14 protein-coding genes are annotated in these 14,743 nt (G+C 30.9%); 5 read left to right on the top strand and 9 right to left on the bottom strand.

Going from position 1 to position 14,743, the window contains the following annotated elements; genetic code table 11:
* Positions 1-114: 114 nt before the first annotated feature.
* The 3 genes from H0I30_RS09925 to recO are packed head-to-tail and all read right to left on the bottom strand — an operon-like array spanning position 115 to position 3,594.
* The gene (locus H0I30_RS09925) at positions 115-393 is read right to left on the bottom strand and encodes a DUF3817 domain-containing protein (RefSeq protein WP_218771705.1); all 279 of its coding nucleotides are present in this window, start codon (positions 391-393) and stop codon (positions 115-117) included.
* A 9-nt stretch (positions 394-402) separates the two neighbouring features.
* A complete protein-coding gene (locus H0I30_RS09930) occupies positions 403-2,868 on the bottom strand; it encodes a TonB-dependent receptor domain-containing protein (protein ID WP_218771706.1) in 2,466 nt (821 codons plus the stop codon).
* Positions 2,869-2,871: 3 nt separating this feature from the next.
* Complete coding sequence (gene recO / locus H0I30_RS09935) at positions 2,872-3,594, bottom strand: DNA repair protein RecO (RefSeq protein WP_218771707.1); 723 nt, start codon at positions 3,592-3,594, stop codon at positions 2,872-2,874.
* A gap of 91 nt (positions 3,595-3,685) precedes the next feature.
* Here recO and H0I30_RS09940 point away from each other — a divergent pair, with 91 nt between their 5' ends.
* Positions 3,686-4,156: a CYTH domain-containing protein gene (locus H0I30_RS09940; RefSeq protein WP_218771708.1), complete on the top strand. Its 471-nt coding sequence runs from the start codon at positions 3,686-3,688 to the stop codon at positions 4,154-4,156.
* Positions 4,157-4,159: 3 nt separating this feature from the next.
* Here the strand turns inward: H0I30_RS09940 and H0I30_RS09945 are convergent, their stop codons facing one another.
* Both H0I30_RS09945 and H0I30_RS09950 read right to left on the bottom strand, forming a co-directional pair.
* On the bottom strand, positions 4,160-4,801 hold the full coding sequence (locus tag H0I30_RS09945; RefSeq protein ID WP_218771709.1) for a hemolysin III family protein: 642 nt from the start codon (positions 4,799-4,801) through the stop codon (positions 4,160-4,162).
* A complete protein-coding gene (locus H0I30_RS09950) occupies positions 4,773-5,486 on the bottom strand; it encodes a 1-acyl-sn-glycerol-3-phosphate acyltransferase (RefSeq protein ID WP_218771710.1) in 714 nt (237 codons plus the stop codon). The genes H0I30_RS09945 and H0I30_RS09950 overlap by 29 nt, the downstream gene beginning before the upstream one ends.
* A 181-nt stretch (positions 5,487-5,667) precedes the next feature.
* On the opposite strand from H0I30_RS09950, the gene trpS reads away from it, so the two are divergent.
* Positions 5,668-6,636, top strand: coding sequence for a tryptophan--tRNA ligase (gene trpS / locus H0I30_RS09955; RefSeq protein WP_218771711.1), 969 nt, complete (start codon positions 5,668-5,670; stop codon positions 6,634-6,636).
* A gap of 20 nt (positions 6,637-6,656) precedes the next feature.
* A complete protein-coding gene (locus H0I30_RS09960; protein ID WP_218771712.1) occupies positions 6,657-6,959 on the top strand; it encodes a DUF6370 family protein in 303 nt (100 codons plus the stop codon).
* An 84-nt stretch (positions 6,960-7,043) separates the two neighbouring features.
* On the opposite strand, the gene H0I30_RS09965 is transcribed toward H0I30_RS09960, so the two are convergent.
* A complete protein-coding gene (locus tag H0I30_RS09965; RefSeq protein ID WP_218771713.1) occupies positions 7,044-8,084 on the bottom strand; it encodes an NADP(H)-dependent aldo-keto reductase in 1,041 nt (346 codons plus the stop codon).
* Between the two features lie 50 nt (positions 8,085-8,134).
* Complete coding sequence (gene pgk / locus H0I30_RS09970; protein ID WP_218771714.1) at positions 8,135-9,322, bottom strand: phosphoglycerate kinase; 1,188 nt, start codon at positions 9,320-9,322, stop codon at positions 8,135-8,137.
* Positions 9,323-9,440: 118 nt separating this feature from the next.
* Between pgk and H0I30_RS09975 the strand changes: the two genes are divergently transcribed.
* On the top strand, positions 9,441-9,863 hold the full coding sequence (locus H0I30_RS09975; protein WP_218771715.1) for a molybdenum cofactor biosynthesis protein MoaE: 423 nt from the start codon (positions 9,441-9,443) through the stop codon (positions 9,861-9,863).
* Positions 9,864-10,048: 185 nt separating this feature from the next.
* Here H0I30_RS09975 and H0I30_RS09980 read toward each other — a convergent pair whose 3' ends face one another.
* A complete protein-coding gene (locus tag H0I30_RS09980) occupies positions 10,049-12,805 on the bottom strand; it encodes a PD-(D/E)XK nuclease family protein (protein ID WP_218771716.1) in 2,757 nt (918 codons plus the stop codon).
* Between the two features lie 75 nt (positions 12,806-12,880).
* Here H0I30_RS09980 and H0I30_RS09985 point away from each other — a divergent pair, with 75 nt between their 5' ends.
* Positions 12,881-13,684: a nitrilase family protein gene (locus H0I30_RS09985; protein ID WP_218771717.1), complete on the top strand. Its 804-nt coding sequence runs from the start codon at positions 12,881-12,883 to the stop codon at positions 13,682-13,684.
* Positions 13,685-13,751: 67 nt separating this feature from the next.
* On the opposite strand, the gene H0I30_RS09990 is transcribed toward H0I30_RS09985, so the two are convergent.
* Positions 13,752-14,732 carry an acyl-ACP desaturase gene (locus H0I30_RS09990; protein ID WP_218771718.1) on the bottom strand — a complete coding sequence of 327 codons (981 nt, stop codon included), beginning with the start codon at positions 14,730-14,732 and terminating at the stop codon, positions 13,752-13,754.
* Between the last annotated feature and the right edge of the window lie 11 nt (positions 14,733-14,743).

Raw genomic sequence — 14,743 nt, forward strand, 5'->3', positions numbered from 1 at the left:
AAACATATTTAATTTTTTTGTTTGTTTTTAAACTATTAAATATAAAATAACACAAAAAAAACTGCAATTAAAAATTGCAGGTTTTTTTGTGTTATTTTATGTAATTATTATTGGTTACTTTAAATACTTGCCTACAAAGAAGGTTCCGAAAGGTAAAATTGATAATAAGCAAACGATTCCGAATGTTTTACCGTTCCAGTTCAATTCGAATTTTAGCATAATTGCTATGATTATATAGGCAACAAATAGAATACCATGCGGCATTCCGAAAAGTTTTACAAAATAAGGATCGTTTCCTAAAGCCTCTAAATACTTATAAGGCATGCCTAAAAACATTAATAGTAAATAAGAAACTCCTTCTAATAAACTTACAATTTTGAATAGATTTATCATTTGTATATTTTAAAAATTGGTTAGTAACGATACTGAAACATTGCGCCCCGGCGCAGAAACACCACTTGCAAATTCTTTATAATGTTCGTCAAACAAATTCGTAAGCTGTGTTTGTATTGTTATGTTAGCGTTTACTGTATACTTTGCAAATAAGCCAACGGTCATCCAACTTGGTGTACCATAATACTTATTAATATCTTGGGTAGCAGCCGAGTTAACAATTGGTGTTTGTTGTTGATTATCTATTCCTTCGTCTAAATTATAATCAGCGATATCTTTTTTGGCGTTAAAAACAAAATTAGCGCCTCCTTCAAACTTATTATTTGAATAATTTAATTCAAAACGACCAAATAATGGCGGAATTGAAGACATTGGTAAATTGGTATCATAGGCCTTACCTTTTGTATAGGTTAAAAACCCCGATGTACTCCAATTATTAAATATTTTACCTTGATAACTAACTGTTGCACCTGTAATATAAGCAGTACCTTTATTTACATTTGCTACAATATTACCGTCTTCACCATCGTAAGAAACAGTATTACTACCGTTTAACTGAAAGTTTTCACGATAAATATAATTATTTAACAACGTATAATATACATTGGCACCAACTCTGAATTTTCGATTATTAAAATATTTTTGAAAACCTACTTCGACATTGTAAGCATGTTCTGGTTTTAAAGTGATATTTGGCACAGTTACATCTCCGTTTTTTTCTCTTACTTTACCTACGTCATCAATATTTGGCGATCGAAAACCTGATGATAATACTGCATTCAACTGCAATGTTTTAACAGGTTTAAACACATAACCAATAGTAGCAGTAAGCGCTGTATTGTTTAAGCTTATATCATTACTTGGTAATTGTATAAATGTTTCATCAATCCACTTTGCATCTAGCAATGTATTTGTTAATCGAATACCTGTATTTAAGGTTGATTTAGGCGTAATATCTTGGCGATAATCTAAATACATTGCCGAACTAAAATAACTACTTCCTCCATCAGGATAACGAGATTGTACTGCAAAATCTGCATCAAAACCATCAATTTCGTTATTATTAATTCTTAACGTTTTACCGTAAGAATTAGATTTAACATCGTTGTAAGCTGCTTCAAAACCATACCCTAAATTACGTTTTTTAGCTAACGGAACTGTAAAATCTCCATTTACACTAAAAACATTTACATTTTCTTCTCTGTAAGACCTTTCTAAACTTCCGAATTTTCTTTGAATACGACTTTCTTCAATATTCTGATAAGCAGTTGTAATTGTACCTTTATTTAACCATTTTTTATTTGGATTGATTTCTAATTGAGATGAAACTAACAACCTGATTTGAGGACCGTATTGCCATTCTGCAAACTTTAAATCACCACTACCTTTAAGCTCACTTAATTTATCAAACCTTGGTACATCTGATGATGTTGAGTATTGGATATTTACTTTTAAGTCGGTTTTTTTTGATAACGGAATAAAAAATTTCTGCAAAAAATCAGTCTGACTAAAACCTGTATTTTTTTGCAAATTAACATCTTCATTTGCTATTGGGTTCTCAGCATAATTACCATTTAAATTATCAGAATAAAAAAACGTTTTTCCCCAATCATCAAAACCATGAGAACGATTTTTACCCATTTTTAAATCACCAAAATTACTATGTGTTACACTGGTAAGCGATGCCCAATTTTTAAATTGTAATTCTGCCGATACCGAATTGGTAACTTCATTATTTACCGAACTGTAACGTAAAAAACTACTTCCTTTAATTTTATTTTCTTCAGATAATTTTGGCGTTTTTGTGTAATAATGAATTACACCACCAAGTGCATCAGAACCATAAATAACAGACGACGGCCCAAAAACAACTTCTGTTCTATCTAACAAAGTAGGGTTTACAGTTATAGAGCTTTGTAAATGTCCTTTTCTGTAAATTGCATTGTTCATTCTAACTCCATCAACAACCAATAAAACACGGTTACTTTCCATTCCTCTTAAAACAGGACTTCCACCACCAAATTGTGATTTCTGCACTTTAATTCCGGGAATTGTAGCTAATAAATCTGCTGATGTTTGCGGCGATACTTTTTGAATATCTTTTAAAGAAACCACTGCTATTTGCTCTGCAATACGGTTTGCTTTTTCTTTATTCTTAAATACAGAAACAACTATCTCATCTAATTGCTCTGATTGTTTTGATAAGAAAACTTGGTAATTATTTTGTTTTAAAACAGCTTTTTTTTCTTGAAATTTCGCATAAGATACATGTGAAAAAATAAGAATTTCGTTATCATTAAACTTCGTAATATCTACAACACCATCAATAGTACTAATTGATGATATTGTTTTGTTTTTATTAAAAACCGCAACTTCATCAATTCTCTTGCCAGTTTCGGCGTCAATTATAGTAAGGTTTTGCGAAAAAATAGCGGTAATTGTCAGTAAAAAAAATAAGGTAATAACTTGCTTCATCTGTTAACTAAACACGGTTTCTAAAATATTTAATGATCTTGGCTCTTTAAAACCCTCCAAATGTAATTCAAAATATCGAACTATAATTCTGAGAATTATTTGCCTTTCGTTTTTATTGTACGAAATTGTATTTATGCTATCAAAATTTATGCCCAACAGCCTTTTAAAAAGAATTAATTCACTACCTGTAATAACAAGTTTTTCATAGGACGCATCTGTAAATCTTCCGTCTAATAAATTAAAAGTCATTTTGTTTGATTCTGAAACGTCTGGATAAAATCCTAAAAACCGCGATAAATTCAACAAAAACAGTAAATGAAAATTAGCAACAACATCGTGAGTATCTAACCAAATTAAGCTAGTTTCGATAAATTCATATAGTACTTCATTTTTTTCTTCCTCTTTAATAATAGTAGAAAGTGTTTCTGATAAAAACAAAACGATTGATTGTTTTACAACCGAAGTATAAATACTCTCATAAGGATGAATTACCTGAGCTTCCCTTATTGAGTTTAAAGAGTTTCTATTATTATGGTTAGCCTCAATTATTAATTGTGTTAATGGTTGAAAATAGGCTTTTTTCAACTTTCCTTTTCTCGATTTTAATACACCTCTTATCATGTAAGATCGAATACCATCTTCTAAGGTAAAACACTTAACAATTAAACTTGTATCGCTGTACTTAATAGCACTAATAACAATTGCTTTTGTTGTAATTAACGCCATTAAATTAAAGTTTTAAATAATTAATAGTATCAAAGATATTTAATAATAACTACAAAAATGATACATTCGTACAAATTTGATTCAACTTCTTATGACTTTTGAAATAGAACGAAAATTCTTGGTAATTTCTGATCAGTACAAACAAGTAGCTTATAAAAAAAGTTACATCAAGCAAGGTTTCTTAAACTCTAAAAAAGAACGCGTAGTAAGAGTTCGTATAAAAGATGATACCGGTTTTTTAACCATTAAAGGTGCTTCTAATAAAAGCGGAACTACCCGATTTGAATGGGAAAAAGAAATAGATTTAAAGGAAGCTCAAGATTTATTTAATTTATGCGAGGAAGGAATTATTGAAAAATACCGCTATTTAGTAAAGGAAAACAACCATACTTATGAAGTTGATGATTTTTTAGGTGAAAATAAAGGCTTGGTTGTTGCCGAAATAGAGTTAAAAAATGAAACCGAACAATTTTCTAAGCCAAATTGGCTAGGCAAAGAAGTAACCGGAACTGTTAAATATTACAATTCAAACTTAAGTAAAATTCCTTTTTCTAAATGGTAAAAACTATATGTATTTATAGATTGCCCAAAAATGACTAAAACTTCCCAAAAGTACAAAAACATGAAAAATAGCGTGGTTGTATGGCACTTTTTTAATTGAATATAAGATTGCCCCAATTGTGTAAAAAACACCGCCAGCTATTAAATAAAATAATCCGTCGTACGACAAATTATTCATTAACGGTTTTATTAAAAAAACAACTTGCCATCCCATTATTAAATACAAGGCCGTTGATAGTTTATCGAACCTACCAGTAAAAAACAACTTTAATATAACACCCGTAAGTGCGAATAACCAAACAAAAATAAACATATACCAACCTGTTTGTCCTGGTAAAACTACTAAACAAAAAGGCGTATAACTTCCGGCTATTAAAACATAAATAGCAGCATGGTCAAAAATATTAAGTTTGCGACGAAGTTTAGGTTTTTTAGCAGCGTGGTAAAAAGTAGATGCTGCATATAAAATAATTAAACTCAATCCGTAAATAACAAAACTAATTGTTTGCCAAAACTCTTGATATGTTAATGATTTTAAAACTAAAAAAGGTAAAACGATGATAGATAGTAATAGCCCAAAACCATGTGTTAACACATTTAATTTTTCCTCAGTATTACTATAACGGTGATTTAAATTCTCGCTCATTGTTTGGTCGGTTTGTGTCTTTCATATATGATTTATCATTCGCTAATTCATTATATAACAAATCAAAAGATTGTTTTTTTAAAGCATCTTTATCTTCCATTGTTAAACCCTTTGTCTCTAAAAATTTTAATTGTTTTGCTCTAAAAACACCTGGACGTCCTTTAAAGAAATCCCAAGAAAAAAAACGCTTTGCATCAAAATATAATTGTGGTACAATTGGCATTTGATATTGTATAGCTAAACTAAAGGCCCCGTTATTAAAAGGTGCTAAAACTACGTCTTCTGTTGGTACTAATCCTTCAGGGAAGATTGCAATACTTAATCCTTTATCTAATCGCTTTTTTATACGGGCATACACTTTTTTTCTACTCTCTGGGTCTTTTCTATCTACCATAACAACAGCTTTTTTATAAAAGAACCCGAAAACTGGTAATTTTACCAATTCCTTTTTCCCTACAAACAAAATCGGATTTTTACTAGATGCAATCATAATCCATGGATCTAATAAAGAAGCGTGGTTTGCAATGAATACATAACTTTTTTCACGATCAAGCTCTTGTTCTCTATCGATTTTTAATATGAAACCCATTCCGTAAATTAAAAAATACGACCATCCTCTCATTAGTTTCCAAAAAGGGCCATAGTATTTTTCATCAGACAGCAGCACCAATATAAACGGAGACATAACAATTATCGAAGTAATCATTAATAGGTAAAACCAAATGCGCCAAATTAAGCGAAGCGGGGAAAATAGGTATTTCATAACTGCGAATGTAGTAATTTCTTTTGTTTGAACAATTTTAAGCTTATTTTTGCTATCATCAAGCAGTCGTAAGCGCTGCTTATATAATTTTTCAAAACAGAATATGTCAAGAATTTTAACAGGAGTACAAAGCACAGGAACTCCGCATTTAGGTAACTTATTGGGAGCTATTTTACCAGCCATTGAAATGGCTAACGACTCTAAAAACGAAGCTTTTATCTTTATTGCAGATATGCATTCTTTAACACAAATTAAAGATGGTAACGAATTAAGAGAAAACACCTATAGTGTTGCTGCTACTTGGCTTGCATGTGGAATTGACATTAACAAAACTGTTTTTTATCGCCAAAGTGATATTCCTCAAGTTGCAGAATTATCTTGGTACTTAAGTTGTTATTTTCCGTACCAACGTTTAACATTAGCGCACGGTTTTAAAGATAAAGCCGATCGTTTGGCTGATGTTAACAGTGGGTTATTTACATACCCGATGTTAATGGCTGCCGATATTTTATTATACGACGCAGAAATTGTACCGGTTGGAAAAGACCAGTTACAACACCTAGAAATGGCTCGTGATGTAGCTAGTAGATTAAATAATGTTGTGGGTGATACTTTAATTTTACCACAAGCTAAGATTAGCGAAAACACAAAATTAGTTCCTGGAACTGATGGTGAAAAAATGAGTAAATCTAGAAATAATTTCATCAATATTTTCTTGTCTGATAAAAAACTACGCAAGCAAATTATGGGGATTCAAACGGATAGTAAAGCACTTGAAGATCCTAAAAACCCGGATACAGATAATGTTTTTGCGCTTTATAAATTATTAGCTTCGGATGTACAAATTGCTGAAATGCGTGCAAATTACGAAGGTGGAAACTATGGTTACGGTCATGCTAAACAAGCTTTATACGAGTTGATTATCGATAAATTTGTTGACGTTCGTACAAAGTACAATCATTACATGGAGAACCGTACTGAAATTGACGAAGCTCTTGCTGTTGGAGCCGAAAAAGCTCGTACGGTTGCTACGGATGTTTTACAAAGAGTTCGTAAAAAAATAGGATACTAATCTCAAAATTTAAAAATCAGATGAAAAATTTACTTTTTATATTTTTATTCGGAATAATAGCTTGTTCACAACCAAAAGAAAAAACGTTTATAGCCGATGCTTCTTGCGGTCAATGTAAATTCGGTTTAGAAAGTCAAAACGGATGTGATTTAGCCATTAAAATTGATGATAAAGCCTATTTTGTTGATGGCGCTCATATTGATGATTTCGGTGATGCGCACGACAAGAAAATTGGCTTTTGTAATGTTGTTAGAAAAGTAGAAGTAACTGGTAAATTAGAAAATGATAGATTTAAAGCTACCGCTCTTAAAATAGTTGAGTAGTTTTCGTAGATAAATAATTGCAAAAAAATCCGAAGTAAATAGTACTTCGGATTTTTTTTATTTTGATATGTCAAGCCTTAAAATTTACGGTGCAGGATTCGGAATTAAACTATGAACCGATTCTATTTCTGCCAAAATTTCTTCTGATAAATCAATATTAATAGAGTTGATATTTTCTTTTAACTGACTCATTTTTGTAGCTCCAATAATATTACTAGTTACAAAGGGCAACTGATTTATGTATGCTAATGACAATTCAGCCAATGTTAGTCCGTGTTTTTCGGCTATTTTCAAATATTCTCTAACTGCTTTTAAAGAATCTTCGCTCATATAACGAGCTATAAACCTCGGAAACAAAGTTCCTCTTGCTCCTTCAGGCGTTTTACCATCTAAATATTTACCTGATAAAACTCCTTGTGCTAAAGGCGAATATGCTAACAAACCAATGTTTTCTCTCATAGAAACTTCACTCATACCTACTTCATAACCTCTGTGAATTAAAGAATATGAGTTTTGAATAGTACTCATTCTTGGCAAATTATGTTGCTCGGCAGTTTGCAAATACTTCATGGTTCCCCAAGGCGTTTCGTTTGATAATCCAATGTGTTTTATCTTTCCTTGTTTTACTAAAGCATTCATTGTTTCTAAAATCTCTAAATGATTTTCAGCTTCTTTGGTTGCTGTTTTATACGGATAATCACGAACACCAAAACAATTTACACCACGAGAAGGCCAATGAAACTGATATAAATCGATATAATCGGTTTGTAGACGTTTTAAACTACCTTCAACCGCATCAATAATATTTTGTTTTGTAAAGCCACCAGTTCGAATGTGTTTTGTATAGTCGCCACCACCAGCAATTTTACTCGCCAATACTACTTTATCACGATTTCCGGTTTTTTTAAACCAAGAACCAATTATTTTCTCAGTTGCACCATAAGTTTCTGGCGTTGCTGGTACTGAATATAATTCGGCTGTATCCCAAAAATTTACGCCTTGCTCCAACGCATAGTCCATTTGCTCGTGTCCATCCACTTCAGTATTCTGATTTCCCCATGTCATGGTTCCTAAACAAATTTTAGAAACTTTTATATCGGTATTTGGTAGTTTAGTGTACTTCATTTTATCAATTTAATTAACAACTATTTCTCGACTGCGCTCGAAATGACATTTTATTTTAAAACCGCTTCAATTCCTGGTAATGTTTTTCCTTCTAACATTTCTAACATTGCTCCACCACCTGTAGAAACATAACTTACTTTATCTCCAAAACCAAATTGCTTTACTGCTGCTACAGAATCTCCGCCTCCTACTAAAGAAAATGCTCCGCTTTCAGTTGCTTTAGCAATAGCGTTTCCTAATTCGATGGTTCCTGTTGCAAACTTTTCCAGTTCAAAAACTCCTAAAGGTCCGTTCCATAAAATAGTTTTAGATTTTGCAATTACTGCTGCAAATTTCTCTGATGTTTTTGGCCCGCAATCAAGCCCCATCCATCCATCAGGAATTTTAGTTGTATCAACTATTTGCGTATTTGCATCATTTGAAAAAGCATCAGCAATAATAGCATCTACTGGTAAATGTATTTCAGTGTTTTTTTCTTTTGCTAATTTTAAAATTGACAATGCCAACTCTAATTTATCATCTTCTACTAACGAATTACCAATGTTTCCGCCTAAAGCTTTAATAAAAGTGAAGGTCATTCCTCCACCAACAATAATATGATCTACTTTTTCAATAATATTTTCTATCACTCCAATTTTAGACGATACTTTTGCTCCTCCTAAAATTGCAGTTACTGGTTTTTCAGAATCATTTAAAACCTTGTTGATACTTTCAATTTCGGTTGCCAATAAATTTCCGAAACATTTATTTTCAGCAAAAAATTGTGCAATAACTGCTGTAGAAGCATGCGCTCTGTGTGCAGTACCAAAAGCATCATTCACATAAACATCACCTAATTCAGATAATTTTTCAGCAAAAACTACATCTCCTGCTTTTTCTTCTGGATAAAAACGTAAGTTTTCTAATAATAAAATCTCTCCGCTTTTTAAATTTGCAATCGCTTCGGTAACTTTATCTCCAATACAATCTTCAACAAACTTAACCTGAACCCCTATAACTTCTGTAACTTTAGCTATAATATGACGCAATGAAAATTGATCTTCTTTTCCTTTCGGACGACCTAAATGCGACATTAACACACAACTACCGCCATCTTCTAATACTTTGATTATTGTTGACTTTGCTGCCTTAATTCGTGTAACATCAGTCACCTCTAAACTGTCGTTTAAAGGCACATTAAAATCTACTCGTATTAATGCTTTTTTATTTTCGAAATTAAAATCGTTAAGTGTTTTCATATTTTTTGTTAAAAAGTATCTTCTTTTATGTTGCTTACAAAAATAAATATTTAAATCTGATTCGTTTATACTATTTACATTTTCAAACTTATATCTTTGTTAAAGTTTATTATTTAAAATGAAAATAACTTCGATAAAGGTAACTTCAGAAAAACTAAACTTGCAAGAATGCTATGATTTTGTAGTAGATACTTCTTGTGGCGGAATCTCTGTTTTTGTTGGCACCGTAAGAGATGCTACTCAAAATAAAAGTGTTACTCATTTAGATTTTTCTACTTACAAACCAATGGCCATTAAAGAAATGCAAAAAATTGCTGAATTGGCTTTAGAAAAATTTCCTATAAAAAAAATAGCGATTCATCACGCTGAAGGTTTACTGCAAATAAAAGATGTTCCTGTAATTATTACAGTTTCTTCTCCGCACCGAAAAGCGGCTTTTGATGCTTGCCAATTTGCAATTGATACTTTAAAGGAAACTGTTCCTATCTGGAAAAAAGAATATTTTGAAGATGGTGAAGTATGGGTTAATGCGCATCCTTAAAAAATATTTTTTATTTTTTTTTTTAAAATTACGATTATTTACATTTTTATGCTTCTATAAGTTTATATCTTCGAAATGTCAATATGTTTCTGGGGGGGAACATATTGATAATTTACAAATAAAGGTGCAAAAGGATAAAAATTTAATTTTTATCCTTTCTTTTTTTATAAAAGCTACATTATATGCTAATAAGGTAAATCTGCTGGTTCGATAAAATCAATTTTAGAATTATATATCTCTTTTAAAAACACTTTTATTTCATCCATAAAATCATTCAGTTTTTCTTCTGTTACTTCATTATCTGGAGTACGGTAATTAGATGAAAAATTCATTTTTAAGAACCCGTTTTTTAAGTTTTTAAACGAAATAATACCTGCTTCTAAATTATTAGAGAAATCAAATTTATTGTTTTGAGTATACAAAAAAGCATACAGCATAACCTGAATTGCCTTATGGTGTTTTAAATCTCTAATATTTTCAAAATCCACCACTTTTAGTTTAGTTGCATCTACCATTCCGGTTTTATAATCTATAATTCTAACAACACCATTTAACTCATCAATTCTATCAACTTGTCCGTGAATTTTTATAGGAAAATCAATACCTTCAACCGTAATTTCAGCAGCTAAATTTTGTTCTGTTCCAATTATTTTTAATTGATTATTTTCATCTTTTAACAACTGTTTTTCATTTGCTAAAAAATTTTCTACAAATCGATTCGCAACTTCAAAAACTAGCCTATTTTTCCCCGTAGCAATATCTCCGTTTTTAAAATGTTCTGAGAAATAAAAAGTAACCAGTTCTTTTGTTTTCTGTTGCATGTTAATAATATCATCAACAGATAAAAACCTACCTATAAAAGGTTTATATAACGCTTCTAAAGTATCATGAACCACAGTTCCCATAGTATTTGCGGCAACGGTTTCTTCTACATTTTCGAACTCATTAATTTTTAAAACTTTCTGTTTGTAAAAAGCAATCGGGTTGTATAAGTAATTGGTTAATGCTGATGGTGATATTCCTTTTTTAGCCAACTCTTGTAAGCGTTCTAAAACTTTCTCATCTTTTTGAATCTCTTTTAATTTTGTCTCCGATGTTACTACTTTCGGACTAATTATCTTCTCAGTAATGTCGTCTCGCATCATTTCTAATTGCGTAACAAAACGGCTTTTTTCTCCACTTCCAAAAACATCATGCTCTGTATTATATAAGATAAAAATATTTTTTGCTCTTTGCAATAACCTAAAAAAATGATATGAAAAAAGTGCATCTTTTTCTTTATATGTGGGCAATCCGAATTCAATTTTTACATCAAAAGGAATAAAAGTATTTTGTTGGCTACTTGCGGGTAAAACACCCTCATTTACCGATGTGATAATTACGTTTTCAAAATCTAACATTCGTGTTTCTAAAACACCCATTAATTGTAAACCTTGCAACGGTTCTCCTTTAAAAGACAAACTTTCAGACTGAATTAATTGCCTAAAAAACTGGTGCAATGTTTTTAGATTTTGCACGTAGTTAAACTCAATATGTAAATTTTGTAATTGTGTAAATGCCGTGTAAAAACGGAATAAATATTCTTTTTCTAAATCGTTGGCTGTGTCTTTTAAAACATTAATTAACTTTAGTATTCTTGATAAAAATTCTGCTATTGTAGAAAACGGATTAAAAATAAGACAAACAACTTCTTTAATTTCCTCGTCTAAAGGAGCAAGAAACTCAGCGATTTTTGTTTGATTGATAAAAGTAGTATTCTCTTTAACAATCGTTGCCGAAATAATATCTGCAACATTTGTTTCAGCATCAATTTGTAATAATTTATAAATTGATTCATCTTTTACAAACCGAACAACATCTTTATGATAAAACTGTTTATCTTTTTGTTTTTGTAGTTTTTCTTGATTGTTAAATAACTGAAAAATAGCAAAAATTAAACTCGTTGTAGGAATATCTTTTAACGGATATCCCATGGTAATGTTTATTGCCTCTACGCTTTTAGGTAATGAATTTAAGGTTATTGGCAACAATGTTTCATCGGCCAATACCAAGGCTGTATTATTATGATTTGGTAATTTTGATAAAATTTCTCCCGCATGTTTTATTTGTGTAATATTTTTTGATGCTCCTATAACCTGAATATTCTTAGATTCAGAGAAATAATTTTTAATCGTTTGAATTGGGTTTTTTTCATAATATTTCCACTGCTTTTTATACTTTCTAAGAAAACTACCCGCTTGATGATTTCCTTCATAAAAAGTTTTATCAATATCCCAATAAACCTCACTATTTCCTGCAGATAAAAACTCTTGAAATAAAAATTCTTCCGCTGTATTTAGAGCATTAAATCCGATGAAAAAATATTTTTTATGTTGATTTTTACTAATAAAATTTTCAACATTCTTAGTTGCTTCACGATATAAAACACCTTGATATCCAATTTTATTTGAAATCAAAAATTGATAAAAAACAGCATAAAAATCTTCTAATTTCTCCATAAAAGAGAAATGATCTTTCATTAGCTCCGTTTCTTTAAACTCTCCTTTTACCGACCATTTTTGTAAACGATGAATATCGCGTAAATACACAAAAATATCCTTCGGATTAATTAAGTGTTGGTCAATTTCATTAAAATCTTGTAAAACAGTAAAAGCCCATGTAGAGAAAACATCAAACGTATCTGGATTTTCTTCAATATCTTTATAAATAGTATAAAAATGAAATAGCAGTTGTACTGAATCAGCTTTATTAATTTCAGAAATTTCTTCAACAAAATCGCCAATATTTAAAATTTGAGGTAAAAAACCTGCTAAAATTTTATTTTTAAATGTTTGCTTTACAAACACTCCTGCCCTTTGTGACGGCAAGACAAATACAACATTTTCAAACGATTTGGTGGTTTGTAAAATAGTATCTAAAGTTTCTGAAATAAAAGAGTTCATAGCGGTTTTTTAATCTACCCAAAGTACAATATTTATCTTATTTTTGAGAGGATAATTAACTTCATTTCTTTGCTAATGATTACAACAAACAAACTTAAAACTGCACTTATTCAGGCTGATTTAATTTGGGAAAAACCAGCTGAAAATAGAAATCATTTTAAAGAAAAAATAAACAAGCTTCCTTTAGGTATCGACTTAATAATTTTACCCGAAATGTTTAGCACTGGTTTTACTATGAACGCACAGCATTTAGCAGAAACGATGACTGGTGATACTATTATTTGGATGCAAGATGTAGCTAACAAAAAGCAAGCAGCAATTGTTGGAAGTATTATTATTAAAGAACCGTGTTTAGATGCTGATAAAGATTACAATTATTACAATCGATTACTTTTTGTACATCCTTCAGGTAAAATTGATTTTTACGACAAGAAACATTTATTTACATTGGCGAGAGAACACAAGGTGTTTTCTGCAGGAAAAAACATTGTTTTAATCCATTATAAAGATTGGAAGATTTGTCCGCTAATTTGTTATGATTTACGCTTTCCTGTTTGGGCCAGAAACACTCATAATTACGATTTACTATTGTATGTAGCTAATTGGCCTACACCAAGAATTGAAGCCTGGAATGCACTCTTAAAAGCGCGTGCTATAGAAAACATGAGTTATACAATTGGTGTAAATAGAATTGGTACTGATGCTAACGGTTATGAGTACAGCGGTAATTCCGCTACGTATGATATGTTAGGAAAATGTTTAACTAAAAATAAAGGAGAAGAAATCTCTTTAGTTATTGAGCTAGATAAAGAAATACAGTGTAAAACTCGCGATAAGTTTCGGTTTTTAGAAGATAAAGACGTATTTACTTTTCAATAAAAAAAACGTCATTGCAATAATAGAAGATTACTTCTCTTTATCGTAATGACGTTCTTTAATTATCTTTCTAAGATGGAATCATCCATTTAAAATTGAATTTGGTATCAGGAACCACAATACGTTCTGTAATACGATACATTCTATCTGGTAATTTCATTAAGTAATCACGTGCTTTCTCAGCCTCTGGAGTTAAACCTGTAATCTTATCTATCTCCCAAGTTGTATTTAGTTTTTTAATAATATCAACATAGTCAAAACCTGTGTATACCCCAACTCTTTGCGCTACTGTAGAGAAATCATCAAATAAAGTTCCTTTTGCTCCAAAAGACTCTCTTAAGTGCATTGCAGGCATTACTATTTTGTATTTCATCATGTATTGAAATGCTAACATCATTTCGCTAGGATCAATTTTAAATATCTGCTTCACAAATTCTGTATATGCTTGGTGATGACGCATTTCATCTCCTGCAATAATTCGAGACATTTTTGCCAACGCTTTGTGTCCTTTTTTCTTTGCAATTTTAGCTACGTTTAAGTGAGAAACATACGTTGCTAATTCCTGAAAACTCGTGTATATAAAGTTTTTATATGGATCGCTTGCAGTACCAATATCAAAACCATCAGTAATTAAATGTTGCGTGGTAATTTCTACCTCACGCATATTTACACGTCCTGAAAGATATAAATACTTGTTTAAAGTATCTCCATGACGATTTTCTTCCGCCGTCCAAGCACGAATCCATTTTGCCCAACCGTTATCTGGGTGTTGTGTTATTCCATCTAAATCCAACAACCAAGACTCGTAAGTTGGTAGTGCTTCTTCTGTAATTGTATCTCCTACCAATACTACCCAAAAGTCATCATCTAATTCTTTAGATAATTCTCTAATTTCTTCAACTTCAGAAATAAAAGTATCTTTTTGTGAGTTTGGTAAAAAATCTGTTGGTTGCCAAATTTTTTCCGCGGGTATTAAAAATTTTTCTACGAAACTATCGATATTCTTCTCGAGCGTTTTCATTACTTCCTTTCGGATATTTTGTACTGACATAATTTTTTATA

The sequence above is a fragment of the Tenacibaculum sp. AHE14PA genome, from assembly GCF_019278465.1.
Classification (GTDB): domain Bacteria; phylum Bacteroidota; class Bacteroidia; order Flavobacteriales; family Flavobacteriaceae; genus Polaribacter; species Polaribacter bernardetii.